The organism is Paeniglutamicibacter sp. NPDC091659 (genome assembly GCF_044756805.1).
Lineage (GTDB): Bacteria > Actinomycetota > Actinomycetes > Actinomycetales > Micrococcaceae > Paeniglutamicibacter.
Genome location: NZ_JBIVTO010000004.1, coordinates 130295 through 156932, shown reverse-complemented (window position 1 = coordinate 156932; position 26638 = coordinate 130295). Strand labels below are relative to the sequence as shown.

Here is a 26638-nt window from a genome sequence, read left to right as displayed (position 1 = left end):
AGGGGCATCGAGCACGGTTCACCGATCGCGCGGCGCGTCCTGCGCGGAAAGGCTTGCCAGCAGGTCGTTCAGCGGCCGCGGGATGCGCTCAAGGGGCACGGCCTGCGCCAGGAACCGGGCATAGCGCGCCTTGTTGCCGCTGCGCCCGCCGAAGAACCTGGCCAGCTGCTGCTCGATGGTGCGGGTGCGCTGGAAGGGCTGGGCCTGCAGCCGGCGGAAGGACTCCAGTTCGCCCTGCTGCGCCATGACCTCCTCGACCCCCTCCACGCCCAGGGCGCGGACGAACTCGGATTCCAGGTCAGGATCGCAGACGAAGACGGTTTGCAGCACGGACTCGAAGTCGCGGCGTTCGGCGGCGTCGACCAGCCCGACCAGCCGCTGCCCGGCCAGCGACTCCGCCGCACGGCGGGCCCCCTTGGACCCGCCCACCGCAAGCACCCGCGGCGCCGGCAGTCCCAGCCGTTCGGCCAGGACCTGTACGGCGATCGCGTCGCTTTGCCCCTCGACCAGCACGATTCCCATGCAGCAATGGATAGCACGGACGGCCGCCGGGCCTCAAGGGCTGCAACGTGTCGGCAACGGAGTGGCCACCGTCGAGAACTGCTCCGTTGGGGACGCTCCGTCAGGGACCGGCGATCGCCTTGACCGCGGCCACCACCGCGCGTGCGGCGGTGGCGATCTCCGATTCCTTCACCGAACGGGTGAAGCTCAGCCGCACGGCGGTGTGGGCCTCCTGCTCGTCCCGGCCCAGGGCCAGCAGCACGTGCGAGGCCTCGGTGGACCCGGCGGCGCAGGCAGACCCGGAGGAGGCGACGACCCCGCGGCGCTCGAGTTCCAGCAGCACGGTCTCGCCCCCGGTTTCCGGGAAGGTGAAGGAGACGATGCCGGGCACGCGTTCGGCGGCGTGGCCGGTGATCGTGGCGCGGGTGCGGCCGGAGGTGTTCAGGCCCTTCAGGACGGTCTGGATGATGTGGTTGCCGTAGCCGCTGGCCGCACCTGCGGCGTTGGCCTCCGCGGCCAGTTGCAGCGCGGTGGCCGTGGAGACCGCGCCCGCGACGTTTTCGGTGCCGGAGCGACGTTCGCGCTCCTGCCCGCCGCCGTGGACCAGCGGCTCCAGGGCCAGCTTGCCGCGCACCATGAGCAGCCCGGCGCCCTTCAGCCCGCCGAGCTTGTGCCCGGAGATGCTCAGCGCATCCACGTGCGCGGCGATCTGGGCGACGTCGAGCCAGCCGGCGGCCTGCACCGCGTCGGTGTGCACCAGCGCGCCGACGCCGTGTGCGGCCGCGGCGATGTCCGCGATCGGCTGGATGGTGCCGACCTCGTTGTTCACCGCCATGACGGAGACCAGCGTGGTGTCCTCGCGCAGCAGGGCGGCGAGGGCCGCCGGGTCCACGATGCCCTCGGCGTCCACCGGTGCCACATCGAGCGTGAATCCGTGGTGCTTGACCAGGTACGCGCAGGACTCGATGACCGAGGCGTGTTCGATCGCCGAGCGGACCAGGTGCCGCCCGCGCGGGTTGGCCAGCGCCAGGCCCTTGATGGCCAGGTTGTTGGACTCGGTGCCGCCGGAGGTGAAGACGATGTCCCCGGTGCGCACGCCGAGGGTGTTGGCGGCGGTCTCGCGGGCGTAGTCCAGGGCGCGGGCCGCGGTCTGGCCCATCGAATGGACGCTGGAGGGGTTGCCGTAGTCGCTGGTCAGCAGCGGGATGATGACATCGAGCACCTCCTGGCGTACGGGGGTGGTGGCTGCGGCGTCGAGGTAGATCATGGTTGGTGTGCTTCAATCCTGCAGGTTTAGACGGTGCCGGGTTCGATCGTGCTGGTTTAGCTGGCGCTGGTTTCGATGGTGATGTCCAGCCCAAGGTCCAGCGCCCGCACCGAATGGGTGAGGGCCCCGGACGAAATGATGTCGACGCCGGTGGCCGCGATGGCCGCCACGGTGTCCAGCTTGACGTTACCCGATGCCTCGACCAGCGCCGCACCCGCCACCCGGCGCACCCCGGTGGCCAGATCCGCGAGCGAGAAGTTGTCCAGCATGATGGTGTCCACGCCGGCGGCGAGCACCGCGTCGAGCTGGTCGAGGTGGTCTATCTCGACCTCGAAGTGCACGGTGTGGCCAAGCCGCGCGCGGGCGTTGCGCAGGGCGGCGGTGAGTTCGGCGCCGGTGCCGAGCAGGGCCAGGTGGTTGTCCTTGGCCATGACGGCGTCGGAGAGGTTGTCGCGGTGGTTGTGCCCGCCGCCGCAGCGCACCGCGTAGCGTTCCAGGATGCGCAGCCCCGGGGTGGTCTTACGGGTGTCGACGATGCGGGCCCCGGTGCCGGCCGCGGCCCGGACGTGGGCGCGGGTGGCTGTCGCGATGCCGGACATGCGCTGGAGCAGGTTCAGGCCCACGCGTTCGCCGGCCAGCAGCGAGCGGGCCGGGCCGGTCACGGTGATCAGGGTGTCGCCGGCGGCGAATTCGTCGCCGTCGGCCAGGGCGGGGGTGAGTTCCAGGGCCGGGTCGGTCAGCTTCATGGCGGCGATGAAGGTGTCCAGGCCTGCGCAGGTGCCCGGTTCGCGGGCGATGACCGAGGCGGTCGCGCGGGCGTCTGCGGGGATGAGCACGTTGCCGGTGAGGTCGCCGCGCGGGTTGTCCTCGGCGAGCGCGGCGAGCACGATCTCGTTGATGGCCCGGGCAGGGACGGGCATCGGCACGACAGTGGCTGGCATGACGGTGGCTGGTGCGGCAGGGGCGGGGTTGGTGTTCGGCAAGGTCAGGATCCGATGTTCGAGGAGACGAGTTGGGAGGTGGCGGCAATTGCCGTGTCGGCGTTTGCAATGGCAGGGAATGCCTTGACGGGGCCAGCCATCCGGTAGCCGCGGCGCGGCAGGGCGCCGTTGGCGGGTTCCGGGGCCCCCGGCGCATCGAGCCGGAAGTGCGCGCCGATCGAGTTTTCCCGGGCGAGCGCCGCGGTGGCCATGACGCGGGCCAGGGTGAGCAGGTTGCACAGCTCGTGGGCCGCGCGGTCCGCGCCTTCCACGTGCCAGAGGGAGAGCTGCCGGAGCGCGTCTTCAAGGTCCGCACCGGTGCGTTCCACACCAAGGTGGCCGGTGGCGAGGCGCTGCAGCGTCGGCAGGTCAACGGGGGTTGATCCCGCGGCTGCGGTTGCTACGGTTTCCAGCGTGTGGACGGCGATCGTTCCGGCGTCCGCACTTCGGGGATCCGCGGTTGCGCCGGCGGCCGGCAGGTTGACCACCGCGGACCATGCGAAGACCAGCGCCTCCAGCAGGGAGTTGGAGGCCAGCCGGTTGGCCCCGTGCACGCCGGTGCAGGCGGTCTCCCCCGCGGCGTAGAGACCCGGCAGGGTGGTGCGCCCGAGCCGGTCGGTGAACACGCCGCCCATCCAGTAGTGGGCGGCCTCGGTGACGGGCACCGGCGCGGCGGCGAGGTCGTGGCCGAGCTTGGCCAGGGCGGCGGTGATGGACGGGAAGCGCCGGGCCAGGAAGCCTGGCCCGTGGTCGGACTCCACCCCCGTGGCGTCCAGGTAGGCCTGCCCGCCCGCGGCGTTGACCGCGTGGATGGCGCGGGCTACCACGTCGCGCGGGGCAAGCTCGGCGTCCGGGTGCACGGCCGGCATGAAGCGGTGCCCGTGTTGGTCGACGAGGATCGCCCCTTCGCCGCGCACGGCCTCGGAGACCATGAAGCCGCCGGGGCTCACCAGCGTGGGGTGGAACTGGACGAATTCGCTGTCCGCCAGCAGGGCGCCGGCGCGGTAGGCCAGCGCGGCGCCGTCGCCGGTGGCGCCGCGCGGATTGGTGGTGGCGGCGAACAGGTTGCCGACGCCCCCGGTGGCCAGCAGCACCGCGTCGGCGGTGAGCTCCTCCGTGGTGCCGTCGGCGTTGAGCACGCGGACGCCGGTGATGCGTTCGGGGTCGTAGGGGTCCTGCGCCAACAGCTCGGTGACGAAGGCCCGTTCGCGGATGCGCAGGGCGCCGGCGGCCTCCTGCTTCAGGCAGGCGTCGATCAGCGCGCTGGCCAGGGCCTTGCCCGTGGCGTCCCCTCCCGCGTGCAGGATGCGCGCGTGGGCGTGCGCGGCCTCCAGGCCCAGGGCGTATTCGCCCTCGGGATCGGAATCAAAAACGGCGCCGGCCTCGGTGAGCCGCTCCACGTGGTCCCAGGCCGCGGCGCACATGGCAGCCACGGCGCCGGCGTCGTTCAGCCTGGCGCCGGCGGTGAGCGTGTCCGCGACGTGGCTGGCGACCGAGTCCCCGCGGGCAATCCCGGCGGGTCCCACGGCGCTCAGGCCGCCCTGGGCGAACCAGGAGTTCGAGTTCTCCAGGTTGTCCTTGGTCAGCAGCGTGACCTCCAGGCCGCGGGCCGCGGCGGTCAGCGCCGCGTAGAGCCCGGCGACGCCGGAGCCGACCACCAGCAGGCCGGTGGCCCGCAGCGGTGCGGCATTCAACGGCGCGGCAGTCATGGCCGCGCCGCCAGCATCCGGTCAAGGGCCACGCGTGCGTCGGCCGCGACCTCCGGTGCCACGACGATCTGGTTGAGCACCTCGCCGCGGACCAGCGCCTCGAGCACCCAGGCCAGGTAGCCCGGGTGGATGCGGTACATGGTCGAGCACGGGCAGATCACCGGGTCCAGGCAGAAGATGTGGTGCTGCGGGTACTCGGCGGCCAGCCGGTTGACCATGTTGACCTCGGTGCCGATGGCAAAGGTGGAGCCGGCCGGGGCCGCGGCGACTGCCTTGCGGATGTAGTCGGTGGAGCCGGCGGCGTCGGCCGCGTCAACGACCTCCATCGGGCACTCGGGGTGCACGATCACCTGCACGCCGGGGAAATCGATGCGCGCCTTGTCGATCTGCTTGGTGTTGAAGCGGCGGTGCACCGAGCAGAAGCCGTGCCACAGGATGACCCGGGAGTCGAGCAGGGTCTGCGCGTCGTTGCCTCCCAGCGGCTTGTTCGGGTTCCACATGGGCATCTGCTCCAGCGGCACGCCCATGGCCTTGGCGGTGTTGCGGCCCAGGTGCTGGTCGGGGAAGAAGAGCACCCGCTGCCCGCGCTCGAACGCCCATTCCAGCACGGTGGCGGCGTTGGAGGAGGTGCAGACGATGCCGCCGTGCTTGCCGACGAACGCCTTCAGCGCGGCGGAGCAGTTCATGTAGGTCACCGGGATGACCGGGGCCAGGCCCTCCGGGGTCTTCGCATCCCCGTAGAGGTCCATGAGCTGTTCCCAGCATTCCTCCACGGAGGACTCGTCGGCCATGTCCGCCATCGAGCAGCCGGCGGCGAGGTTCGGCAGGATGACCTTCTGCGCATCGGTGGAGAGGATGTCGGCGGTCTCGGCCATGAAGTGGACGCCGCAGAAGACGATGTATTCGGCCTCCTCGCGGCTCAGCGCGGCGTTGGCCAGCTGGAAGGAGTCGCCCACGAAGTCGGCGAACTTCACTACCTCGTCGCGCTGGTAGAAGTGGCCCAGGATGACCAGCCGGTCGCCGAGGGTCTCCTTGGCGGCGAGGATGCGGGCGGTCAGCTCCTCGTCGGAGGCCTCGCGGTACTCGGCCGGGATGTCGCCCTGCTTCGGGGTGGAGGCCGGGGTGGCGTCGGCCTCCGAGGCGCCCGGGCCGTAGGACGGAGCGCCCTTGTCGAAGGCCCAGGGGCCCTTGGCCAGGTCCGTGTTGCAGGTGGATTCCGGGGAGATCAGCGTGAGGCGCTGGATGGTGGAGTTGATGCTGCTCATGAGATGTTCTCGCTCTCAAGTGGGTGGGAAGTTGAGCCGGTGTAGCGATAGAGGCGTGGGGGGCGGTGCTTGCCGCCGGAGAGGAACTCATCGGTTTCCTCGAGGTCGGTGGCCGTGCGGAGCTGGCGGCGGAAGTTGGCGGGGTCCAGGGACTTGCCCAGCACCGCCTCGTAGACCTCGCGCACCTGGGCGAGGGTGAATCGCTCGCCCAGCAGGCGGTGGGCGATCGACCCGTACTCGACCTTGTTGCGCAGCCGCCAGAGCGCGTACTCGATGATCTGGCGGTGATCGAAGGCCAGGTTGGCCAGGACGGCCTCGTCGTCGGCGCGGAACCAGGCGACGTTCGGGTCATCGAGCAGCACCGAGGTTGCGGGGGTGTCGGTGTGCGGGGCGTCGTCCTCGCGCACCAGCGCCCAGTAGACGATGGAGACGACGCGGCGGGTCGGCGAGCGATCCAGGTCGCCGAAGGCGTAGAGCTGTTCGAGGTAGCGCGGGACGAGCCCGGTGGTGTCGAGCAGGTTTGCCGCCGCGGCGTCGAGCAGCGAATCGCGGGGACCGAGCGGGCCGCCGGGCAGCGCCCATTGACCGTGGAAGGGCTCGCGGGTGCGGCGGACCAGCGGAAGCCAGAGGCTCTTGCGCCCCGATCGATCGTCGTCGCGCAGCGCGAAGATGACAGTCGAGACCGCCAGCATCGGCGGTTGTTCGCGGCGTTCGGCCACGTTTGCGAATGGAATCTGACTCAGCACCTTAGTTAATGTCATATTGACCAAAACTAAGGATACGACCATGGACGCGGCTGCACAACCCGTATTACGGGATGCGCCCCGACCACTGCCACCGCGGGTGCAAAACGCCGGAAACAAGCGGGGCTTGCGGGGCTTCCGGCATGGCCGCGGCGCGGCGTCCCGCCGGCTCCACGAGCCTCTCCATAGCGGTGTTGACCTGCGCGCTTTCGAAGATGCTAGCGGCCCGGGGTCATGTCCCGGAGCGGATTCCTCGGCTAGCATGGATCCACGCCGCGTAAAACGGCACCCGCCTGCCGCCCCGTGAAAAGTTGATGCCCACGATGACCGCACCCTTCACCGAACAGCTCTATACCTACGGCCACAGCTCCGAGCTGGTTTCCCTGGGCGGCCGCCCGTTCCTGCACATGGCCACCAGCGGCGGATTGGACGCAAACCTTGCTCCGGCCGCACATCCGTATTTCTACTCGGGTTTCCCCAACGAACCGATGAGCGTCGCCGCGGGACTCCTGGTCGTGGCAAAGGTCTCCCGGACCAGGTACTACGTGCCGCCCGGAATGCTCGCGGCCATCCTGCGCGCGGCCGACCCGGTGGTCACCTCGTCACCCCAGGGGTTGCGTTTTGAATCCTTCAGCGCATGCTGCGGGGTCTACGCGCGGCTTGACGTGGCAGCCGACGCCCTCGACACCGAATTCCAGGCCAGCGGCGTGACAAACGTCGACGTCAATCCCCCGCTGCGGCAGGCACTTGCGGGCCTCCGGCCCGGGGAACCGTTGCAGCTGGCGGTCGGGGACGATGGGCTGCGCGTCCGCACCCTGGACGCCGAGGCGGTCGAGGAAAAGGTCGAGCTGCCCCGTCGCTGGTTGAAGGGTTTCTGCGAGGTCCAGGCGTCGGCGTCGACCGTCGCCCTTCGGCACGAACTCGGGCCGGAAGACGCGCGGCGGTTCATTCGCTCGCTGCCCCGCACCAGCTCCACGGGATCGGTGGCCTGGGCCACCCGGGGCGCGCGTTCGCTTCGCCTGGCCTCGAGACCGAGCCCCGGGGCCGTGTGCCTGGCCGGCCCCGAACGCCTGCGCACGCTGGAACCCCTGATGCGGTTTGCCACCGGGCTACGTATCTACGGGAGGGAAACGGATTCCGGCTCACTGCCAAGTGCCAGCACATGGGTGCTGGACCTGCCGGGGGCCCGACTCAGCCTTACTCTCAGCCCCGACAAATCCCGGGGATTCCCCGGCGAGGGAGGCGTGCTCCACGAGGTTGCCGGGGCGGCCGCACAGGACGATGCCGGGATCCTCGGCGCGGCACTGGCCTTCGAACCCCGCATCGACCTGCACCGGCTGGGCGGAAAGACCGGGCTGCGGATTCCCCGGGTCGCCGACGCGTTGGCCGTACTGGCCTCATCCGGCCAAGTCGGTTTCGACGTCGCGGAGTCGGGCTACTTCCATCGACCGCTGCCCTTTGAGACGGGCGACCTGCTCGGCGCCCATCCCCGGCTGGAGGGCGCCCACAAGCTGCTTTCACTCGGGGCCGTCGCCCCGCTCGATCCGTCGGCACCGGGGGCCGAATCGTTCGCGGTGCATTCCGGCGGAACGGAATACCGCGTTCACCTGCGGGAGCAGCGCGCCGATAGCTGCAGCTGCCCGTGGTTTGCCAAGTACAAGGGCGGCCGCGGGCCCTGCAAGCATGTCTTGGCCGCACGGATCTTCCAGCGGGATTCCAACCAGACCAACCATGAGAGCGAATGCGAAACAGAATGAGCAACGAGGCCTACCATTTTTGGGAATTCAATAGGGACCTCACTGCGTTGGTCGACGATACCTCAGCAACGTTGGAGACCCTGAACGAGCGAATGCTCAAGATCAACGACCCCGATCTCCAACAGTCCGCGGCCGATCCAAGGTTTCTGACATTCCTGGCTGACACGGAAGCCCAGTGGCCAAGTTTTGTCGCCCTGCGCCTCGGTGAAATCTTCCATGGGGTACAGCGGGAACACGACGATGACTATGTCCTGGACACAATTGCCGGTCTCGGCCGGTGGACTGGGAATGCGGTCCGCTCGTTCATGCTCACGCACGATGTGGGTCTGCGCGAGGACGTGTTTTGGCGCTTCTTCGAAGTTGAGGGCGGCGGGGAGACATCCTTGGCCAATATCGACAAGTTCAACGGTGAAAACGGGTCTTGGAAGGACACCGTCGTGGGATTGGTCAACGATGGCGTACTGGAACGGGAACGCGTTCTACTCAGCTGCCTTCAAGCCCTGAACCGGGACTTTTCCAGCTATCGCGCCGGCTGGTTTTCGAGGCTGTACGACGTGCTTGACCCCAGTGCTCTCGAAACAGCCGCCCATCAGTCCGAGATACTGCACTTGCTTTCCTCCAATATCCCAGCCACCGTCTCACTTGCCGTACGCCAGATCGCGTTGCTGCATCGATCCGGAAACCTAGACACGAGCCGGTTCGTTGGCCTTTGCTCGCCGGCATTGGCCAGCAGCAAGGCTTCAGCACTGAAAATCCTCGATATCTTGGGGACCCTGGCCTCGGCCAATCCTTCTACCCTCGTCGGGGATCTAACCTCACGTGCCGAGTTGTTTTCGGCCATTGCTTGCGCGTTGACCCATCCCCATCGGGATGCCCAACGTGCTGCCGCAGAACTCTTGGTTATGCACCAGCAAACCGCACTATTGGAGGTCGGCTTCGATTCCCTGGCGCCGGCAACGGCTACCGCATTCTCGGCAATCGGCTCAGACACACCCATATTTCCGGTGCCCGCAACACCTATCGACCCCCTGGTCCTTTCACCGTCGGCGCTGCCGGTTCAATCTTGGGAAAATGACGAGGTGTTGGAAAGATTTGCAGCCCTGCTGGAAAATGACACAGATCAGATCGATTTCGAATTGGGCCTCGCGTGGCTTGCAGCCAACGATGCTCCAGCAACATTGCAGCCACTGGCAAGGCGTGCAGCAAAAATTGACGCACCCGACTACCGGAACGACAACTTCTCGGTGGATTTGATTCTTGCCGCCACCAACCCCGCCTATGTCTTTCGGCCCGGGCGTCGGCGCAATCAGCGTTTCGGAGCGCCCGAGACCCGTCCAAACCATTGGCCCGAAGAGGAATCGGTAATTCCCGCATTCCATAAGCGCATGCGGGAGGTCGTAGAGATACTCCAAGGCCGCGCACCTCGGCGCCTGTTGCTGGCCACACCCACTGACGCACACGGGTGGATTGATCCTGTGACATTGGTCGAGCGGCTTCTTATATCCGATGCAGAGGGGCATGAACCCCTACACTTCGACACGATCGTAGCGTTGCTCCGGACCGGCCCCGAGCGGCGTGCCGACGCCTTGAATCTCATGTCCAAGTCACATATCTCCCCTGCATGCGCAGAGGCCGCCAACGCCTTGGCATATGCGCTTGGCGGCCCGGCACTGGAGATCAAAAACTCTCCATGGCGGGTTGCCGCGGCGCGGGCACGTGCGCCGCTTTCAAGCGATGAAAATCTGCGGTTGGCTGGGCTGACGATACTCGGGCAGACCGACCCTGCGACGGTTAACACCACATGGATCGAACGCCGGGTGACTTACGGGTACGGAGAAGATACCTCCCATTACAAAGTCTGGGACCTTACCCTGCAAGCTGCCGTTCCCACCGTTTCACTACCCGATTATCCAACAGTGATTCCCTCCTGCCCTCGGGATACGGGGGACGCTTCGCCGCAGGACATCCGCCAATTGGCCCTAAGCGTTCCGTTTTGCACGCTGCCTCTGGTGGCCGCGACCCTCTCACGGATGAATAGCGCTGTAGATTATTTTGATTCTGCAGCACAAGAGGCAATCCTGTACGCTCTGGAGACTCACCCGGGAATCTGGCATCAGGAAACCGGTGAATTGTTGGGACTTGCGCTCTCGGCACACCGCGGAGAGGTTCGCATCCGTGCGGCCGAGATATTTGCTGCAGCGATCCCTGACCGTCTTTCAGCAGCCGAACTCGCACGAGGTATGAAAAATTGCGCCGGCCCTGCCAAGGCTTCACGATGGGCCTCATCGTTATCCGATGTAGCGAGTATCTCTCAGCGTGCGGCACGATCGGTTGTTGAAACCCTGACGGAGTTGTTCCCGCTGTTAGACAGAAGGCACCACGGCATTGGCACCCTCATGAATGTGCTGCTTGACGAAAGCATTCGTCTGGGCAAGGCGCCCGAAAGCGGAGCCTTGATTGAATGGCTGGCCGGGTTCACCGGGTCCACGGCCGCGGCACGGACCGCGCGGCAGTTGCTGGCGCTGTAAGCCGGCGGGCATCCCGGGGCTGACCGCGGCCACGGGGTCGTTTTCGCCGACGAAGCACCCGTTGCTTCACAGCAACCCTTGTATCTTGCGGAACTCGCAAATCCATGTCCGATCTGACAGGATTTGCCCATGGGATCCACACATGAGCACCTCGTCGAGGGCACTGCCAACGCATTGAGCCTGACCACCTACGAACCGGACGCCCCCGCCGGGCTCCGCCCCGTGGTGCTGCTGCACGGTTTCGCTTCCTCCAGCGACCTGAACTGGGTGAAATCCGGCTGGATCCGCTCGCTCACCGAGGCCGGCCGCCGGGTCCTGGCCGTCGACCTCCCCGGCCACGGGACGTCCCCGGCTCCGGAGGACTTGGACGCCTACACGCCCAGCCGGATGCGAGCGGACTTGCTGCAGCTTTTGATGGACCATGGCGCGCTGGCGCTCAAGGAAGGCGACCCGCACTCCGGCGTCGATCTGGTCGGTTACTCGCTCGGCGCCCGCCTGGCCTGGGAATTCGGCGGCACCCAGCCGCAGCTGGTGAACCGGCTGGTGCTCGGCGGCCCGGCCAGCATCGACCCGCTGGCGTCGTTCGACCTGGCCGCGGCCCAGCAGTTCCTGGCCGATGGCAGCTCCATTGCCGACGAGGCAACCGCCGATCTGCTGCGCATGGCGCAGACCGTGCCGTCCAACGACATGTTCTCGCTCATGAGCATGATCCAGGCGATCAAGACCGAGCCGTTCGCCCCGGAGCAGATGGTCCCGACCATGCCGACCCTGCTGGTTGCGGGCGACGGCGATTCGCTGGCCACCACCATGCCGCGGCTGACCGAGCTGCTCGGCACCCGCCAGACGCCAAAGTCCGTGCTCTGGCTGCAGGGCCGCGACCACGCCAACGCCGTGACGAGCCGCGAGTTCAAGAACGCAGCGGTGGAGTTCCTCGCAAGCTAGGTTCCCGGCATTCGACCCGCCGGCGTGGCTCTACGCCGACAGGTCGAGTCGGTCGAGGAACGCGCCCAACCGCGTGTGGATCCGCTTGAGTTCGGTCATGTCCAGCCCGAGCACCGCCGTATCGATCCGCCCCTCGGAGCGCGCGCCGTCGGAGAAATCCATGACGCAGTCGAGTTGGACCCGGAATATTCCGGGTTTGCCCGCCACCGGGCGCGCGTAACGCGCCTGCGCTTCCAGCATCCCGTTGGCAGCCACCGTCGATTCCCTCGCCTCGCAGAATCGATTCTCCGGTTCCCGGCCGACCGTCACCCCAAGGGTCATGCGCAGCTTGCAGCCCTCGACCTCGTGGTCCGCGCACCACGGTTCACAGAGATCAAGGTCCGGCGCTCCCGGATCCACCCCGGTCAACGATCCTGCGGCCGCCAACTTTCCGCTCGGGGACAACCCGGATTTGTAGGCGTCGCTGCTGCGGACCAGTGCGATGAACCGCCCGAGCTGCGCGCGGACGGTACGCATGCCGGGCCAATCGGTTTCGAAACTTGCCCGATCGACGATCGACCCACTGCTCACATCGGCAAAATTCACCCAAACCGAGTCGGTGCCATCGCATTCACCGTCCTCGTCCTGGCCGTCGGCCGCGGCGCGAACCATCAGCTCGTCGCTGTGCGAGTAGAACCCGTCGGAGTCGAATCCGAAACCTACGGAACGCATGCCGCCGCGATGCAGGGTGGATTCGGTCGTGCACTCGCCGTCCTGACACCCATCGCACCACGACTTGCATTCTTTCTGGAATTCCATGTGTTTCCCCCTATATTGCGGGCCCAACCCGCGGGTATTTGGCTACATTCCAGGCGATCCTACGGCGAGCGTCCAACAATGGACGATCGACACCAAGTGGCTAACACCACCTGTTTGCGGCCGGATCCGTCGCTCTGAGGATTCGAGCGCTTCAATCCCTCACTCCCATGGAGTTCGGAGCGCGACCATGAAATGCTCTTGGGCAAGACAGCACGCCCTGCCACCGGACTCCCGGGAGCCCGTTCTTTCGAACCCTGCACCCGTTGAGGGGGCATCCGCGCGGAATCATGACACGAAAAAACCGGAACCACTTGGAGACTTTCGTTGCGAGCAGGACACGGTCCGCAGATTCGCTTCGGAGGCATTTCCGGCGGATGTATGACGCGCAACATTTCCCTGTTGACAAACACGGAGACCGCCATCACACTAGATCGTATACGATTTCATACATCACAGGAGGAAACGTGAGCAGCGACGCCACAGCCACCGATCTGGTCCAGGTCGACCAGTCAGTATTCGATGCAGCGGGCAAGGTGCTTGCAGTCCATCTCTCGTACTCCTCGCGTGCAGCCCAGCGCGGCCGCACCCCCGCGTTCCCTTCATACTTCATGAAGGCCTCCTCCTCGCTGGCGACCTCGGGTTCCACCGTGGAACGCCCGGCCGGAACCGAGCTGTTGGCCTTCGAGGGCGAGATCGCCCTGGTCATCGGCACCGACGCCCGCCGCGTTTCCGTGGAGGACGCCTGGAGCCACGTCGGCTCCGTCACCGCCTCCAACGACCTGGGCGTGTATGACATGAAGTACGCCGACAAGGGATCGAACATCCGGTCCAAGTCCGGCGACGGCTACACCCCGATGGGCCCGGTGCTGCTACCGGCGGCCGCCGTGAACCCGGAGGCCCTGCGCATCCGCACCTGGGTCAACGGCGAGATCGCCCAGGACGCCTCGACCGCCGAGCTCATCTTCTCCTTCGCGCAGATCGTCGCGGACCTGTCGCAGCAGATGACGCTGAAGGCCGGCGACGTGATCCTCACCGGCACCCCGGCAGGCTCCTCCGTGATCGTCCCCGGCGACCTCGTCGAGGTCCAGGTCGACGACGAGGCCGCGGGCCTGACCACCGGGCGCCTGGCCACGACCGTCACCGAGGGCACCGACTCCTTCGCGGCCTTCGGCAACCAGCCGAAGATCACCGACGCGGACCGGATCGACGCCTTCGGCACGGCCTCCGCGGCCGGCATCGAGCTGCCGATCACCGGCAAGGAGGCGCTGACCGACGAGGTCAAGGCCAAGCTGCTCTCGGTCGCCACCGCCACCATCTCCGGCGCGCTGCGCAAGCGCGGGCTGAACAACGTCTCGGTCGACGGCCTGCAGGCCACCAAGGGCATGACAAAGGTCATCGGCACCGCCCGCACGCTGCGCTACGTGCCCAACCGCGAGGACCTCTTCAAGTCCCACGGCGGCGGCTACAACGCGCAGAAGCGCGTCATCGACTCCGTGGGCCCGGGCGAGATCCTGGTCATGGAGGCCCGCGGCGAAAAGGGTTCCGGCACCCTGGGCGACATCCTGGCGATGCGCACCCAGGTGCGCGGCGCCGAAGCCATCATCACCGACGGCGGCGTGCGCGACCTCGACGCCGTGGCCGCCCTGGACATCCCGACCTTCCACAACGGCGCGCACCCGGCGGTGCTTGGGCGCAAGCACGTGCCGTGGGACACCGACGTGACCATCGGCTGCGGCGGCGCCACCATCCAGCCCGGCGACATCGTGATCGCCGACGCCGACGGCATCCTGGTGATCCCGCCGCACCTGGCGGCCGAGATCGCCGACGAGGTCGTCGAGTCCGAGCGCGAGGACACCTTCGTGTTCAAGAACGTCGCCAACGGCGCCGAGATCAAGGGCCTGTTCCCGATGAACGCCGGCTGGAAGGCCAAGTACAACCAGTGGGTCGCCGACGGCGAACCGGATTTCTAGGCCTGCCATGAACACGAGCAAGTCAGAGGCCGCCTACCGGCTGCTGCACACGCGCATCACCGAGGGAACCTTCACCCCCGGGTACCGGCTGGTGCTCGGCACCATCGCCAACGAGCTTGGCTGCTCGGTGGTGCCGGTGCGCGAGGCCATCCGGCGTCTGGAGGCCGAGGGCATGGTGAACTTCGAACGCAACGTCGGGGCCACCGTCGCCGCGGCCGACAGCGCGCTCTACCTGCACACCATGCAGACCCTTGCGATCATCGAGGGCGCCGCCACCGCGCTGAGCGCACCCTTCGTGGATGCGGACCAGCTGGCCGCGGCACGGGCCATCAACCAGGCGATGACCGACCTGCTCACCGACTTCGACCCGCCGCGCTTCACCGAGCTGAACAACGAGTTCCACCAAGTGCTCTACCGCAACTGCCCCAATCCGCACATCCTGGATTTGGTGCACCGCGGCTGGAACCGGCTGGCGCTGATGCGCTCCTCGTCCTTCACCCATATTCCTGGACGCGCCAGGGAATCGGTGCGGGAGCACGCGCAGCTGCTCGACATGATCGAGGCCCAGGCCCCGGCGGCAGAGATCGAACAGGCGGCCCGGGCGCACCGCACCAACACGCTGAACGCGTACCTGGCGGCGGCCAACCTGCCGGCCTCCCCGCTCTAGCGGGAAACTGCCGGCACAGAACACCCAGCACTTAGCACGACTTCCTTCCTGAAACTTGTCACACCAAAGGAGACACCACATGAGCAAGCACTTCGTTCCGGAGAACCTGCCCACGCACCTGCAGCACTACATCGGCGGCCAGTTCGTCGACTCCATCGGCGGGGAAACCTTCGAGGTCCTGGACCCGGTGACCAACCAGACCTACGCCACCGCCGCCGCCGGCCAGAAGGCCGACATCGACGCCGCCGTCGCCGCGGCCACCGAGGCCTTCAAGAACGGCCCGTGGCCGACCATGAGCCCGCGCGCCCGCGCCAACGTGCTGTACAAGATCGCCGACGCCGTCGTCGCCCAGGAAGACCGCCTCGCGGAGATGGAAACCTTCGACACCGGCCTGCCGATCACCCAGGCCCGCGGCCAGGCGCAGCGCGCCGCGGAGAACTTCCGCTTCTTCGCCGACCTGATCGTCGCCCAGCACGACACCGCTCTGAAGGTCCCGGGTTCCCAGCTGAACTACGTGAACCGCAAGCCGATCGGCGTCGCCGGCCTGATCACCCCGTGGAACACCCCGTTCATGCTCGAGTCCTGGAAGCTGGCCCCGTCCATCGCCTCCGGCTGCACCGTGGTCCTGAAGCCGGCCGAGTTCACCCCGCTGTCCGCCTCGCTGTGGGCCACCATCTTCGAGGAAGCGGGCCTGCCGGCCGGCGTCTTCAACCTGGTCAACGGCATTGGCGAGGAGGCCGGCGACGCGCTGGTCAAGCACCCGAAGGTCCCGCTGATCTCCTTCACCGGCGAATCCTCCACCGGCCAGCTGATCTACCGCAACTGCGCGGAGAACCTCAAGGGCATGTCCATGGAGCTCGGCGGCAAGTCCCCGGCCATCGTGTTCGCCGATGCCGACTTCGACGCCGCGATCGACTCCACCCTCTTCGGCGTGTTCTCGCTGAACGGCGAGCGCTGCACCGCCGGTTCCCGCATCCTGGTCGAGCGTCCGATCTACGAGAAGTTCGTCGAGACCTACGCGGCCCGCGCCAAGAACATCAAGGTCGGCGACCCGCACGACCCGACCACCCAGGTCGGCGCGCTGGTCCATCCGGAGCACTACAACAAGGTCATGAGCTACGTGGAGATCGGCAAGACCGAGGGCCGCGTCGTGGCCGGCGGCGGCCGCCCGGAGAACCTGCCCGAGGGCCAGGAAAACGGCTCCTACGTCGCCCCGACCGTCTTCGCCGACGTCGCACCGGATGCCCGCATCTTCCAGGAGGAGATCTTCGGCCCCGTCGTCGCGATCACCCCGTTCGACACCGACGAAGAGGCCCTCGAGCTGGCCAACAACACCAAGTACGGCCTGGCCGCCTACGTGTGGACCAACGACCTGAAGCGCGCCCACAACTTCGCGCAGGACGTCGAGGCCGGCATGGTCTGGCTCAACAGCCACAACGTGCGCGACCTACGCAGCCCGTTCGGCGGCGTGAAGGCCTCGGGCCTGGGCCACGAGGGCGGCTACCGCTCGATCGATTTCTACACCGACCAGCAGGCCGTGCACATCACCCTCGGTGAGGTCCACACCCCCAAGTTCGGCGCCTAGCCCTTCCCCCCTCCCCACTTCAAGAGTTTTTCCGCAAAGGAGCGAACCATGAGCACCAACGAATCCAACACCATCCCCAAGCCGTCCGTCCCGGCCCCGGACATCCTGCGCTGCGCCTACGCCGAACTGGTCGTCACCGACCTCGCCGCCTCGCGCAAGTTCTACGTCGACGTGCTGGGACTGCACGTTTCCTACGAGGACGACGAGCAGATCTACCTGCGCTCCTTCGAGGAGTTCATCCACCACAACCTGGTCCTCACCAAGGGCCCGGTCGCCGCGCTGAAGGCCATGGCCTTCCGCGTGCGCACCCCGGAGGACGTCGACGCCGCCGAGGCGTACTACAAGGAACTGGGCTGCCGCACCGAGCGCCGCACCGAGGGCTTCGTCAAGGGCATCGGCGACGCGGTCCGCGTGGAGGATCCGCTGGGCTTCCCCTACGAGTTCTTCTTCGAGACCACCCACGTCGAACGCCTGCACATGCGCTACGACATCTACTCGGCCGGCGAGCTGGTCCGCCTCGACCACTTCAACCAGGTCACCCCGGACGTTCCGCGCGGCCGCAAGTACCTCGAGGACCTGGGCTTCCGCGTCACCGAGGACATCCAGGACGACAAGGGCGTGACCTACGCGGCCTGGATGCACCGCAAGGGCACCGTGCACGACACCGCGCTGACCGGCGGCGACGGCCCGCGCCTGCACCACGTGGCCTTCTCCACCCACGAGAAGCACAACATCATCCAGATCTGCGACAAGATGGGCGCGCTGCGCATGTCCGACCGCATCGAGCGCGGCCCGGGACGCCACGGCGTCTCCAACGCGTTCTACCTTTACATCCTGGATCCGGATGACCACCGCATCGAGATCTACACCCAGGACTACTACACCGGCGACCCGGACAACCCGGTCATCACCTGGGACGTGCACGACAACCAGCGCCGCGACTGGTGGGGCAACCCGGTGGTCCCGTCCTGGTACACCGAGGCATCCCTGGTCCTGGACCTGGACGGCAACCCGCGCGAGGTCATCGCACGCACCGACTCCTCGGAGATGGCAGTGACCGTGGGGGCCGACGGCTTCTCCTACACCCGCGCCCCGGGCGATGCGCTGACGGGGGATCCGGGCGAGGAAGTCGGCTTCAAGATGGGCCACCAGCTCTAACCCGCAGCCCTTCCAAGGCACCGACCCCGTGGCCGGCTTCCGCTCCCTCACATGCGCACCTGCGCAACGGGAGCCGGACGCCGGCCACGGGCCGTTAAGACTCCCGCGCTCGATGGCCGCCGGGCATGGCGGCGGCGGGCCAATGCGGGGAAACTGGATGCCATGAACACCGTTGGCCCACACAGATTCGCCGACCGTTCGGCGGCCGGGTCCATCCTCGGCGAGCTGTTGGCCGCCCAGGGGCTTGGCTCCGACGCGGTCGTGCTTGGCCTGCTGCGCGGCGGGGTTCCCGTCGCCGCCCCGATCGCCGCGCGGCTTGGCGCCTCGCTGGGGGCCCTGGCCGTGCGAAAGCTGGGCATCCCCGACGAGCCGGAGGTCGCCTTCGGCGCCGTCGCCAGCTATCGGCAGCACCACGTGGTGCACCATGTCCCGCGGATCTACGAATATGCACTGCGCCGCTACTCCCCCGCAATCCTAGACACCGTGGAGCGCCAGGCAAGTGCCAAGTTGCTTCGCCTGTCCGCCGCATTTGACGCGTTTGCACCGGACTGTGCGGGACGGACCGTGGTGCTGTGCGATGACGGCCTGGCGACCGGCGCCACCATGACCGCGGCGCTTCGGGTGGTTTCCCTGCTGGGGCCGGCCAGCCTGGTGGTCGCGGTTCCAGTCTCCCCCGCAAAGGTCCTGCGCGAACTGTCTGCCTACGCGGATGCGGTGATTTGTTATTCTTCCCCGCCGGATTTTTCGTCGGTGGGCACCTACTACGAGGATTTTTCACAAGTCTCCGAGCCGGAGATCCTCCGGCTGATTGCGGAGTTCGGCACCAAGCCGTAGCCGTCCGTGCCGGCCGCGGCCCTCGACCCACCCTCGCGACAACAACGGGGTGGATAGAACGTTCCGTTCCGTTCCGCGGTGCCGGGCAAGACAGACATTGCCGGGTTTCTGCACCCGAAAGAGCTTACATGCGGGCCCGTGTATAGGGCCGATCGACCCATTGCTTCGGCACGGCAACGGGCGTAAGTTGTTGCCGCTGGTATCTACCGGCAAATCGGCCCCACCGTCACCGGGATGGCCGGGCCCCTGTTCGAAGGAGCAGATCATGACCATCATTAGCTGGATCATTCTCGGACTCATCGTTGGCGTCCTGGTCAAGCAGTTCATGCCTGGCAGGGTCAACGGCGGGTGGATCACATCACTCGTGCTCGGCGTTGTCGGCGCCCTTGTGGGCGGCTGGCTCGGATCCATGATCTTCAATACGGGACTCGGCGGTTTCTTCAACCTTCGCACTTGGGTGCTGGCCATCCTTGGCGGTGTTGTGGTCGCCGGGATCTACGGATTGGTGAAGGGCCGGGGCGAAGGCCACCGCGCCGCTCACTAACCAATAATCAGGTGTCGGCGTGCCCCCTCGCGAGGGGGCACGCCGACACCTTTTTGTGCCGCCTCACGGTGCGTGACCGGTTTCGCGGAACAGAGCAGGCATCCCTCCGCACCGGCCCCGTGGCGGTTCCCCCCGGGGAACCAGCCGGCTCAGTTCTTGGTGCCCTCGTGTGCCAGCACGCCGATTTCTCCGCCCTGGGCATCGAACACCGTGAGGTTCATGCCTTCGATCTTGGCGGTGGACGCTCGTGAAAGCCATGTGTCGACGCCCTCGCACGCCATCAGTGTCGTGGCCATGTTTTCCAGGGTGACAACGTCGTTGGCCTGCTTCCAGGAACCGGTCAAGGTGTTGCAACCGTCGTTTCCGGTGAACGAGCCCTCTCCCGAGAAAACGAGGACGGGCGCACCGTCGGGCACTCCACCCCACTGGCCAACGACGGAAGACCCGTCCTGCCCCGGAGACGTTGCGCAGCCGGTGAGGCCCAAGGCTGCGACCAGAACAAGCAAGAGCGCTGCAATTCGTTTCATGGACACATGCTACAGCCGCATTCCGTGCCCGTCGCCGCGCCGCGGCGCTGCCGGGGATCGCCGTGGCCCGACCCAGGGTGCAGACTTGACCCATGACACCGGACCACGTTGCACCCACGCGATTTTCCGACCGAGCCGAGGCCGGCGAGTACCTGGCTGCCGAGCTGGAGCACCATGCCGCCGATGAAAACACGGTGGTCCTCGGCCTGTTGAGCGGCGGAGTCCCGGTCGCGGCGGCAATCGCGAAGCACCTGGGCGCCGAGGTCGACGCCCTTGCCGTCAGCGGGCTCGTCCTGCCCGAACGCAGCACAGTCGCCTATGCCGCATTGGCGGCCTACGGGGACGACGTGTCTTTGAAGTACGTTGCCCGGGTCTGGGGCCCCGCCCAACAGCGCTTCACCAAGGAGGTCCTGGCCGAGGTGGAGGCCGCGGCCCGCACGGAGCTCATGGACCTGCAGCACAGGCTGGTCGGGGAGATCGTGCTGCCCGTGAAGGACCGGACCGTGATTCTGTGCGAGGACGGAATGGCAACCGGCGCCACCATGCTGGCGGCGATAGAAGTCATGCGCCATGCGGGGGCTGCCCGCATCGTCGTGGCGGTTCCGGTGGCCACGCTGGCCGCCCGCCAGGAAGTCGAGGCCGAGGCCGACGAGTTCATCTGTGCCATCTCGCCGAAGGTGTTCAATACCGTGAGCGCCTTCTACTCCCGCTTCGATGCGGTGTCCGACGACGAGGTCGTGGCGCTGATCCCGCACCTTTGAGATCCGCACGGAAGGCGTTCGTGCGTGCCGGTGCGCCAAAAGGGCCGGCCGACTCGCTGCTCCCCCGCCCTGTGCGGGAGGAAGCGAATCGGCCGGCCCGATGTGTCGTGTGCCGGAACGTGGCCCTTAGGCGTTCTGGCCGTGCTGTTCCTTGTCGTGCGCGGCCTGCAGGGCGGGATCGACATCCTCGACGTGGAGGTTGTTGCCCTTGGTTTCGCCGACCCAGAAGACCGCGGCCACGGAGATGACCGTGAGGACCATGATGTAGATGGCGATCGATATCGACTTGCCGGTCTCCTCCAGCAGCACCTGGGCAACGGTTGCGGCGAAGGCGCCGCCGAGGATCGCGCCGAGGGCGTAGCCGATCGAGATGCCCGAGTAGCGGATGTGCGCCGGGAACATCTCGGCGTACATGGCCGACTGCGGTCCGTAGGACAGGCCCAGGCCGATGGTCAGGATGAAGACCGAGAGTCCGTAGAGGAAGATGTCGCCGGTGTCGATGAGCATGAACATCGGGATCATCCACACGAAAACAATCGCGTAACCCAACACAAAGGTGTTGCGGCGGCCGATGATGTCCGAAAGCCAGCCACCGACCAGGGTGAAGACGAGCCAGCCGACCGAACCGATGGTGGTTGCCAGCAGCACGGGGGCCGCGGGCATGTGAAGCACCTTGGTGGTGTAGGAGATCAGGAAGGCAATGACCAGGTAGCCGGCGGCGTTGTTGGAGATGAAGATCAGGGCCGCCTGGATGACTTCCTTGGTGTTCGTCTGGAAGAGCTGCTTCAGCGGGGTGTGCTCCGAGGCCTTGCGCAGCGCCAGCTGCTTGAAGATCGGGGATTCCTCGACGGCCTTGCGGATCAGGTAGCCCACGACGATCAGCACGACCGAGAGCAGGAACGGGATGCGCCAGCCCCAGGCCGTGAACTGCTCGGGGGTCATCGAGACGCGCAGGATGTAGAGCATGCCGGTGGCCAGGATCATGCCGATCGGCACGCCGATCTGCGGGTAGGCGCCGAAGTAGCCGCGCTTATTTTCCGGTGCGTGCTCGACGGCCATCAGCGCCGCGCCGCCCCATTCGCCGCCGGCGGAGAAGCCCTGGACGATGCGCAGGACCACCAGCATCAGCGGGGCCCAGAAACCGATCTGTGCGTAGACCGGCAGCATGCCGATCAGCGCGGTTGCCGCGCCCATCATGATCAGGGTCGCGACCAGGACCCGCTTGCGCCCGTACTTGTCGCCCAGGTGGCCGGCGACGATGGCGCCGAGCGGGCGGAAGAGGAAGGAGATGCCGATCATGGCGAAGGCCAGGATCTGGGCCAGGCCCGGGTTGGATTCACCCAACGGCTTCAGGAAGAGCGGGGTCAGCAACGTCGCGGTGAGCTGCGCGAAGATGAAGAAGTCGTACCACTCGATGGTGGTGCCGACCAGGGTGCCCGCAAGGACGCGACGTTCCTCGGAACGTTTGGTGTTTGCGGCCAGGGAAGCTGAAGCCATGGGAACTCCAAGGGTGGGGGCGCTGTGCGCTTCGAATGATGAGGGGAAAACCACTTATTACCGACCGTTCGGACGGTTATGTGACAAGGATCATGATAGCCCATGTTCGTGACTTCGCTCACCCCTGTGGTCGAAATTTGAGACGAACGGGCAGACGGTCACACCATCGCGCCTCCGAGCAGAAACCGCACTCCCACGTGTAGCTATTTAAGACCGACGTGCAGGGCGCCGTCTCGGGGCGGCGCCCTGCGCGTCACTGGTCCGGCACCGCCGTCCGGCCGGGCCCTAGTCTTCGCGGGCGAGGAACTCGCGGATGCGCGCGCGGACGGGCTCGCGGTCGTAGCTGTTGACCAACGCGCCGGCCATGCGGACCGGGTCGCCGAAGAAGAAGTACTCGTAGAGCGCCTGGCGGCCGGAGAAGCCCGTGATCGACGCATCGTAGGCGAGCTTGAACAGGCGGATCCGCTCCGGCCCGGTCAGGCTCTTGCCCTGCAAGTACATCTCGATGTCATCTCGCGCCACCTCGAGGTCCGCCTGGCCAGGAAGCGCCATGAGGCCCGAGGCGCAGAACTTCCTGATGATCTCCGGGAAACGCTGGGACGCCTTCGGGTACCAGTTGCGCGCGGCGTTCAGGGTTTCCCAGTGCGGCAGGAACACCCCGTCCTCGCTCGGCGCCGCGAGCGCCTCGGAGGCGGTGACCAGCGCCTTGCCGAGTTCGACGTAGCGGATCAACTCGGCGAGGTCCTCCTGGATGTGCTGGAAGCCGTCGATGCCGATGGTCCCGGCGATCTCCGAAGCCAGGCCCAGGAAGAACTCGGACTTGGCGATGGTGCGCGTGACCACCTGGTGGGTCATCAGGGCACCGGCGCCCGTCTCCTGGTACCAGGCGTTGCACAGGTCGGGGCGGCCCTGCATGAAGACGCGCTCGGCGGGAACGAAGACGTCGTCGAAGACGACCACGGCGTCGATCTCGTCAAAACGGCTCGCCAGCGGCTCGTCGTGCTTGTTGCCGCCGTTGTGCAGTCCCGTGCGACACAGGTAGCGCAGGCCCGGTGCGTCGTTCTGGATGGCGAAGGCGAACGAGAACGGCTCGTCCTCGGGGGTGCCGCGGAGCACCGTCGAGGGGAAGACCAGAAGTTCGTCGGCGATCGGCGCGATCGTGGCAAGCATGCGGGCACCGCTGATGACGATGCCGCCGTCGCGTTCCTCGACGATTCGCGCCGTGAGCTGCCCGCCGAGCTGCTCGGAGCCGGAGACCGAGCGGTTGACCTGTGGCGGAATCAGCGTGTGGGTTGCCAGCAGGTCGTTTTCGCGGGCGTACTCGTAGTATGCCTCGATGCGTTGGCCGAATTTGGGATCGGCTTTTTCAAAAAACTTCTTGGCGGTGGACAGGGCGGTGAGCGCGGAGTTCATATAGTCCCCGGTGCGGCCCAGGAAACCGTTTGAGTACTCCGCCCAGGTGGCGGTCGCCGCCCGCCGTTTCTTCAGGTCCTCCGCCGAACGCGGAACCAGGAACGAGGCGTTGACCAAGTTCCCGGAAGTTGGCGAGGCGTAGGTCAGCGCGTCTTGGTACTTGGGGTCGTGTTGCATGTCGAAAAGCTTGGCGTAGGTGAGGGCCAGCTCCTTGAACGCGGGGTGCTCGGTAAGATTCCGGGAGACGACTTCCCCGTCGATGACCAGGTGCGGGGTCATCGAGTCTAGTTTGTCCAAAAACTGCCGACCTGTACGAATACCCATTTTCCAACCTCTTCTGCGATTCTGATTCACTGGTGTTCGGGACTGGCTCGGTGCCGTTTGGCACCCGCGGGCAGGCAAAAGACCTCAGAGAAGCTCTTCGACGCCCAGCTGGCTTTCGGGGATGGTGGTGAAGGAGCTGTTGGCGAACGCGAGGGCATCGCCCTTGCGGTAGTTGAACTCGTGGACCAGGCCAAGGTAGAGGGTGTGGTCGCCGCCGTCGTAGGCGGCCCAGGGCGTGCATGAGAAAAAGGCCAGGACTCCGGAAAGCCGCGGCGCGGTTTCACCCTCGACCCAGAGGGGTTCCAGACCCGGACGTCCTGCAAAATGCATGGCCAGGGCCTGCTGTTCGGCCCCGAGGATGTTGACGGTGAACGGGCGATCCTTGAGCTCGTCGTGCGCCTTGCTGCTGCGCGCGATGGACACAAGCACCAAGGGAGGCTCCATGGAGACCGAGGTGAAGGAATTCACGGTGATGCCGTGGCGCCGGCTCACGCCGTCGAAGGTCACGATGGCAACGCCCGTGGCAAACCTGCCCAGGCTCCCGCGGAAGTGATGCAACGTCGCGCCGTCGAGCTTCCTGGGGATGGATCCCTCGGCGACAATTTTCCTGCGTGTGACCATCATGAATTTCCCCAGGATTTCCCGCTGCCCCGCCCGGCTCGCACTCAGATCCAGAGTGTTCTAATATCGAACCTAAGGTTCTAATAGCGAAATTGTGTTTAAAACCATAGTTGAGACTCACTGGACAAACAAGAAGCCAGTGGCCCGGGAAACGAAATTGCGAAAGGGTCCCCCCCACCATGCCACCATCGGACACATCTGCACCAGCTTCACAGACTCTTTCCAGGGGCATCCGCATGCTGGAGCTCCTGGCCGAGGCACCGGGACCCCGAACCATTGCCCAGTTGGCTTCCGACTTGGGCGTGCACCGTTCGATTGCCTACCGGATCCTGCGCACCCTGGAATCGCACCGGCTGGTCACCCGCGATGAATCGGGCCGCGTCCACGCGGCCCCGGGTCTCGCCGTGCTTGCCCGCGGGGTGCAACGGGACCTGCAAAGCGCCGCACTGCCGGAACTCACGGTCTTGGCCAACGAGTTGAAGATGTGTGCATTCATTGCCGTTTGGGACCAGCCCGACTGCACCACGCTGGTGACGGTGGAACCACGCCACGTGCACGCCACTGTGGTTCAGCACCCCGGCACCCGGCACCCGTTCGGGCACGGAGCCCCCGGCATTGCGATGCAGTCCACGCTCACCGAGGAACAGTGGAACGCCTTGAACCACGAGACCCCGTACCGGCAGAATGCCGCATTGGCCCGAAGCAGGGGCTACGCAACAAGCATCGATGAGGTGATTCCCGGGCTCTCCTCCGTGGCCGCGCCCATCGAGGTGCCCGGCCGGCTTCCGGCGGCCGTTGCCGTCGTCTACAGCACCGGCTCGAACACCAGCGAGGTCGAGGCAATCGGCGCCCGCCTGCGCGAAGCGGCCCTGGCGATCTCCGCGGAGCTCGGGTAGCAGGGTTCCGCTCGCGCAGTGCCGGGCGCGACTAGGCGGCCAGCATGCGGCGCTGTGCGCTTGAACGCAACACCGCCATGCCGGTTCCGGAAAGCAGCAGGAGTACCGCGGCTGCGGCGGCAACACCAAACGCACCGGAGTAGCCGTACGAATCGGCGAAGGCACCGGCCAAGCCGTTGCCAACGGCCGTCCCGACGACGATGCCCGAGGACAGCAGGGTCATGACGGTTGAGAGGCGTTCGGCCGGTGCGACCTCGCCTCCAAGGGTGAAGATGGTGACCAGGATCGGCCCGACGGGGATCCCGACCAGCAGCAGGGCCGCGACCATCCAACCGATCCCGGAAGGAATTTGCAGCAGCAGGGCTGCGGGCACCATGAAGATGGCGCAGGCAAGCCAGCGGCTGGCCTGCGGCCAACCGTGCGGCCAGAACGCAACGGACAGCGCGGCGGCGGCGCTTGTCGAACCCACGGCCGCGTAGAGCAGGCCGCCGATGTTCGCGTTGCCCTGGGCACCGGCAAATGCCAGCGTGCCGGCGGCACTGGACCCGAAGAAGGTTCCCATGCCGATCATGCCGACGACGGCCAGCGAGATTCCGGCGACCTGGTTCCGCGTCAACTTGATCTTGGTTGAGCTCTTGACCTGGGGAACGACGGCCTTTTCGGTGCGGTGCACCGCGAAAAGCGGCACCAGGATGAGTGTCATGACGGCGGCAATGGCCAGCGGCAACCAGGGGGCGATCAGCGCGGCGAAGAGCCCGACGGCCGCGGGGCCAAGCACGAAGCCGAGTTCGTCGACCATGCTTTCATAGCTCAGTGCCGCGGAGAGTTCACGTCCTCCGGTCTCGCGCTTGCGGGTCAAGGCCATCCAGCGCACACGCGCCAGCGGGCCGATCTGCGGGCCGGTGGCACCGGCCAGCAAGGCCAACAACACGATGATTCCCACGGGGGCCAGCGCGGCGGAGCCGCCAAACCACATCAGTGCGGCGATCATCAGTGATTGCAGGATCGCCACCGGAATCAGCACACGGCGCTGGCCCAGGCGGTCGGAGAAGTAGCCGACGGTGGGTCCGCCCACGGCCGAGCCGAGGCCGACCATGGCGGCGGCCATGCCGCCCATCGCGTAGGAACCCGTCGAATCGATGAGCAGAGTCATCGATCCGATGGTGAGCATGGCCAGAGGCAGGCGGGCGAAGAAGCCCAGCGGGAAAAAGGCCCAGCCGACCAGCGGCGGCAGCGCCGCATAGGGCGAACCCTGGGCACTTGGGGTCTTGGGGGTGGTCTTGGATTTCAAAATGGGTGTGCTCCACTAACGTGCGTGCACCGTCCCTGCCTCCCGTTGCACAAAACCCTT

The 26638-nt window shown here is 66.7% G+C and carries 23 protein-coding genes; 11 read left to right on the top strand and 12 right to left on the bottom strand.

What is annotated here, in order from left to right; all coding sequences use genetic code 11:
- Positions 1-18: 18 nt before the first annotated feature.
- From ACIQLF_RS09755 to ACIQLF_RS09730, 6 genes are all read right to left on the bottom strand, one after another.
- Positions 19-522: an ATP-dependent endonuclease gene (locus tag ACIQLF_RS09755; RefSeq protein WP_400297407.1), complete on the bottom strand. Its 504-nt coding sequence runs from the start codon at positions 520-522 to the stop codon at positions 19-21.
- A gap of 100 nt (positions 523-622) precedes the next feature.
- Positions 623-1768, bottom strand: coding sequence for a cysteine desulfurase family protein (locus tag ACIQLF_RS09750; RefSeq protein ID WP_400297404.1), 1146 nt, complete (start codon positions 1766-1768; stop codon positions 623-625).
- Between the two features lie 56 nt (positions 1769-1824).
- The gene (gene nadC / locus ACIQLF_RS09745) at positions 1825-2709 is read right to left on the bottom strand and encodes a carboxylating nicotinate-nucleotide diphosphorylase (RefSeq protein ID WP_400297402.1); all 885 of its coding nucleotides are present in this window, start codon (positions 2707-2709) and stop codon (positions 1825-1827) included.
- Positions 2710-2753: 44 nt separating this feature from the next.
- Complete coding sequence (gene nadB, locus ACIQLF_RS09740) at positions 2754-4457, bottom strand: L-aspartate oxidase (protein WP_400297399.1); 1704 nt, start codon at positions 4455-4457, stop codon at positions 2754-2756.
- Entirely contained in the window at positions 4454-5722 is a 1269-nt protein-coding gene (nadA, locus tag ACIQLF_RS09735; protein ID WP_400297396.1) for a quinolinate synthase NadA, read from the bottom strand. The genes nadB and nadA overlap by 4 nt, the downstream gene beginning before the upstream one ends.
- A complete protein-coding gene (locus ACIQLF_RS09730) occupies positions 5719-6483 on the bottom strand; it encodes an NUDIX hydrolase (RefSeq protein WP_400297393.1) in 765 nt (254 codons plus the stop codon). The genes nadA and ACIQLF_RS09730 overlap by 4 nt, the downstream gene beginning before the upstream one ends.
- Positions 6484-6779: 296 nt before the next feature.
- On the opposite strand from ACIQLF_RS09730, the gene ACIQLF_RS09725 reads away from it, so the two are divergent.
- From ACIQLF_RS09725 to ACIQLF_RS09715, 3 genes are all read left to right on the top strand, one after another.
- A complete protein-coding gene (locus ACIQLF_RS09725) occupies positions 6780-8222 on the top strand; it encodes an SWIM zinc finger family protein (protein ID WP_400297391.1) in 1443 nt (480 codons plus the stop codon).
- Positions 8219-10750, top strand: coding sequence for a DUF6493 family protein (locus tag ACIQLF_RS09720; protein WP_400297388.1), 2532 nt, complete (start codon positions 8219-8221; stop codon positions 10748-10750). Before ACIQLF_RS09725 ends, ACIQLF_RS09720 begins: the two co-directional genes overlap by 4 nt.
- Before the next feature lie 129 nt (positions 10751-10879).
- A complete protein-coding gene (locus ACIQLF_RS09715) occupies positions 10880-11692 on the top strand; it encodes an alpha/beta fold hydrolase (RefSeq protein WP_400297385.1) in 813 nt (270 codons plus the stop codon).
- Positions 11693-11722: 30 nt separating this feature from the next.
- Here the strand turns inward: ACIQLF_RS09715 and ACIQLF_RS09710 are convergent, their stop codons facing one another.
- Entirely contained in the window at positions 11723-12490 is a 768-nt protein-coding gene (locus ACIQLF_RS09710) for a hypothetical protein (RefSeq protein WP_400297383.1), read from the bottom strand.
- Positions 12491-12954: 464 nt separating this feature from the next.
- Between ACIQLF_RS09710 and ACIQLF_RS09705 the strand changes: the two genes are divergently transcribed.
- From ACIQLF_RS09705 to ACIQLF_RS09680, 6 genes are all read left to right on the top strand, one after another.
- A complete protein-coding gene (locus tag ACIQLF_RS09705; RefSeq protein WP_400297380.1) occupies positions 12955-14460 on the top strand; it encodes a fumarylacetoacetate hydrolase family protein in 1506 nt (501 codons plus the stop codon).
- 7 nt (positions 14461-14467) lie between these two features.
- Entirely contained in the window at positions 14468-15127 is a 660-nt protein-coding gene (locus tag ACIQLF_RS09700; RefSeq protein WP_400297377.1) for a GntR family transcriptional regulator, read from the top strand.
- A gap of 79 nt (positions 15128-15206) precedes the next feature.
- Positions 15207-16712, top strand: coding sequence for a 5-carboxymethyl-2-hydroxymuconate semialdehyde dehydrogenase (gene hpaE / locus ACIQLF_RS09695; RefSeq protein ID WP_400297375.1), 1506 nt, complete (start codon positions 15207-15209; stop codon positions 16710-16712).
- Between the two features lie 48 nt (positions 16713-16760).
- Positions 16761-17870 (top strand): 3,4-dihydroxyphenylacetate 2,3-dioxygenase, encoded by a 1110-nt coding sequence (hpaD, locus tag ACIQLF_RS09690; protein ID WP_400297372.1) that lies wholly within the window; start codon positions 16761-16763, stop codon positions 17868-17870.
- A gap of 162 nt (positions 17871-18032) precedes the next feature.
- Positions 18033-18704 carry a phosphoribosyltransferase gene (locus ACIQLF_RS09685; protein WP_400297369.1) on the top strand — a complete coding sequence of 224 codons (672 nt, stop codon included), beginning with the start codon at positions 18033-18035 and terminating at the stop codon, positions 18702-18704.
- A gap of 265 nt (positions 18705-18969) precedes the next feature.
- The gene (locus ACIQLF_RS09680) at positions 18970-19248 is read left to right on the top strand and encodes a GlsB/YeaQ/YmgE family stress response membrane protein (protein ID WP_400297366.1); all 279 of its coding nucleotides are present in this window, start codon (positions 18970-18972) and stop codon (positions 19246-19248) included.
- A 149-nt stretch (positions 19249-19397) separates the two neighbouring features.
- Here the strand turns inward: ACIQLF_RS09680 and ACIQLF_RS09675 are convergent, their stop codons facing one another.
- The gene (locus ACIQLF_RS09675; protein ID WP_400297364.1) at positions 19398-19775 is read right to left on the bottom strand and encodes an META domain-containing protein; all 378 of its coding nucleotides are present in this window, start codon (positions 19773-19775) and stop codon (positions 19398-19400) included.
- A gap of 92 nt (positions 19776-19867) precedes the next feature.
- Here ACIQLF_RS09675 and ACIQLF_RS09670 point away from each other — a divergent pair, with 92 nt between their 5' ends.
- Entirely contained in the window at positions 19868-20536 is a 669-nt protein-coding gene (locus tag ACIQLF_RS09670) for a phosphoribosyltransferase (RefSeq protein WP_400297361.1), read from the top strand.
- Positions 20537-20662: 126 nt separating this feature from the next.
- On the opposite strand, the gene ACIQLF_RS09665 is transcribed toward ACIQLF_RS09670, so the two are convergent.
- The 3 genes from ACIQLF_RS09665 to ACIQLF_RS09655 form a co-directional block, all read right to left on the bottom strand.
- Positions 20663-22033, bottom strand: coding sequence for an MFS transporter (locus ACIQLF_RS09665; RefSeq protein ID WP_400297359.1), 1371 nt, complete (start codon positions 22031-22033; stop codon positions 20663-20665).
- A 285-nt stretch (positions 22034-22318) separates the two neighbouring features.
- The gene (gene hpaB, locus ACIQLF_RS09660) at positions 22319-23770 is read right to left on the bottom strand and encodes a 4-hydroxyphenylacetate 3-monooxygenase, oxygenase component (protein WP_400297357.1); all 1452 of its coding nucleotides are present in this window, start codon (positions 23768-23770) and stop codon (positions 22319-22321) included.
- Positions 23771-23854: 84 nt separating this feature from the next.
- Positions 23855-24394 carry a flavin reductase family protein gene (locus tag ACIQLF_RS09655; protein ID WP_400297355.1) on the bottom strand — a complete coding sequence of 180 codons (540 nt, stop codon included), beginning with the start codon at positions 24392-24394 and terminating at the stop codon, positions 23855-23857.
- A 176-nt stretch (positions 24395-24570) separates the two neighbouring features.
- Here ACIQLF_RS09655 and ACIQLF_RS09650 point away from each other — a divergent pair, with 176 nt between their 5' ends.
- Positions 24571-25287: an IclR family transcriptional regulator gene (locus tag ACIQLF_RS09650; protein WP_400297352.1), complete on the top strand. Its 717-nt coding sequence runs from the start codon at positions 24571-24573 to the stop codon at positions 25285-25287.
- Between the two features lie 31 nt (positions 25288-25318).
- Here ACIQLF_RS09650 and ACIQLF_RS09645 read toward each other — a convergent pair whose 3' ends face one another.
- Positions 25319-26578: an MFS transporter gene (locus tag ACIQLF_RS09645; protein WP_400297349.1), complete on the bottom strand. Its 1260-nt coding sequence runs from the start codon at positions 26576-26578 to the stop codon at positions 25319-25321.
- Positions 26579-26638: the final 60 nt, after the last annotated feature.

Excerpts from the sequence above, each read along its gene's own strand:
- ACIQLF_RS09725 (WP_400297391.1), top strand. The coding sequence starts at position 6,780 with ATGCCCACGATGACCGCACCCTTCACCGAACAGCTCTATACCTACGGC.
- hpaE (WP_400297375.1), top strand. The coding sequence starts at position 15,207 with ATGAGCAAGCACTTCGTTCCGGAGAACCTGCCCACGCACCTGCAGCAC.
- ACIQLF_RS09700 (WP_400297377.1), top strand. The coding sequence starts at position 14,468 with ATGAACACGAGCAAGTCAGAGGCCGCCTACCGGCTGCTGCACACGCGC.
- ACIQLF_RS09715 (WP_400297385.1), top strand. The coding sequence starts at position 10,880 with ATGGGATCCACACATGAGCACCTCGTCGAGGGCACTGCCAACGCATTG.
- ACIQLF_RS09730 (WP_400297393.1), bottom strand. The coding sequence starts at position 6,483 with ATGACATTAACTAAGGTGCTGAGTCAGATTCCATTCGCAAACGTGGCC.
- ACIQLF_RS09675 (WP_400297364.1), bottom strand. The coding sequence starts at position 19,775 with ATGAAACGAATTGCAGCGCTCTTGCTTGTTCTGGTCGCAGCCTTGGGC.
- ACIQLF_RS09685 (WP_400297369.1), top strand. The coding sequence starts at position 18,033 with ATGAACACCGTTGGCCCACACAGATTCGCCGACCGTTCGGCGGCCGGG.
- ACIQLF_RS09750 (WP_400297404.1), bottom strand. The coding sequence starts at position 1,768 with ATGATCTACCTCGACGCCGCAGCCACCACCCCCGTACGCCAGGAGGTG.
- nadC (WP_400297402.1), bottom strand. The coding sequence starts at position 2,709 with ATGCCAGCCACTGTCGTGCCGATGCCCGTCCCTGCCCGGGCCATCAAC.
- nadB (WP_400297399.1), bottom strand. The coding sequence starts at position 4,457 with ATGACTGCCGCGCCGTTGAATGCCGCACCGCTGCGGGCCACCGGCCTG.
- ACIQLF_RS09710 (WP_400297383.1), bottom strand. The coding sequence starts at position 12,490 with ATGGAATTCCAGAAAGAATGCAAGTCGTGGTGCGATGGGTGTCAGGAC.
- ACIQLF_RS09720 (WP_400297388.1), top strand. The coding sequence starts at position 8,219 with ATGAGCAACGAGGCCTACCATTTTTGGGAATTCAATAGGGACCTCACT.
- ACIQLF_RS09755 (WP_400297407.1), bottom strand. The coding sequence starts at position 522 with ATGGGAATCGTGCTGGTCGAGGGGCAAAGCGACGCGATCGCCGTACAG.
- ACIQLF_RS09665 (WP_400297359.1), bottom strand. The coding sequence starts at position 22,033 with ATGGCTTCAGCTTCCCTGGCCGCAAACACCAAACGTTCCGAGGAACGT.
- ACIQLF_RS09670 (WP_400297361.1), top strand. The coding sequence starts at position 19,868 with ATGACACCGGACCACGTTGCACCCACGCGATTTTCCGACCGAGCCGAG.
- ACIQLF_RS09680 (WP_400297366.1), top strand. The coding sequence starts at position 18,970 with ATGACCATCATTAGCTGGATCATTCTCGGACTCATCGTTGGCGTCCTG.
- nadA (WP_400297396.1), bottom strand. The coding sequence starts at position 5,722 with ATGAGCAGCATCAACTCCACCATCCAGCGCCTCACGCTGATCTCCCCG.
- ACIQLF_RS09650 (WP_400297352.1), top strand. The coding sequence starts at position 24,571 with ATGCCACCATCGGACACATCTGCACCAGCTTCACAGACTCTTTCCAGG.
- hpaD (WP_400297372.1), top strand. The coding sequence starts at position 16,761 with ATGAGCACCAACGAATCCAACACCATCCCCAAGCCGTCCGTCCCGGCC.
- hpaB (WP_400297357.1), bottom strand. The coding sequence starts at position 23,770 with ATGGGTATTCGTACAGGTCGGCAGTTTTTGGACAAACTAGACTCGATG.
- ACIQLF_RS09655 (WP_400297355.1), bottom strand. The coding sequence starts at position 24,394 with ATGATGGTCACACGCAGGAAAATTGTCGCCGAGGGATCCATCCCCAGG.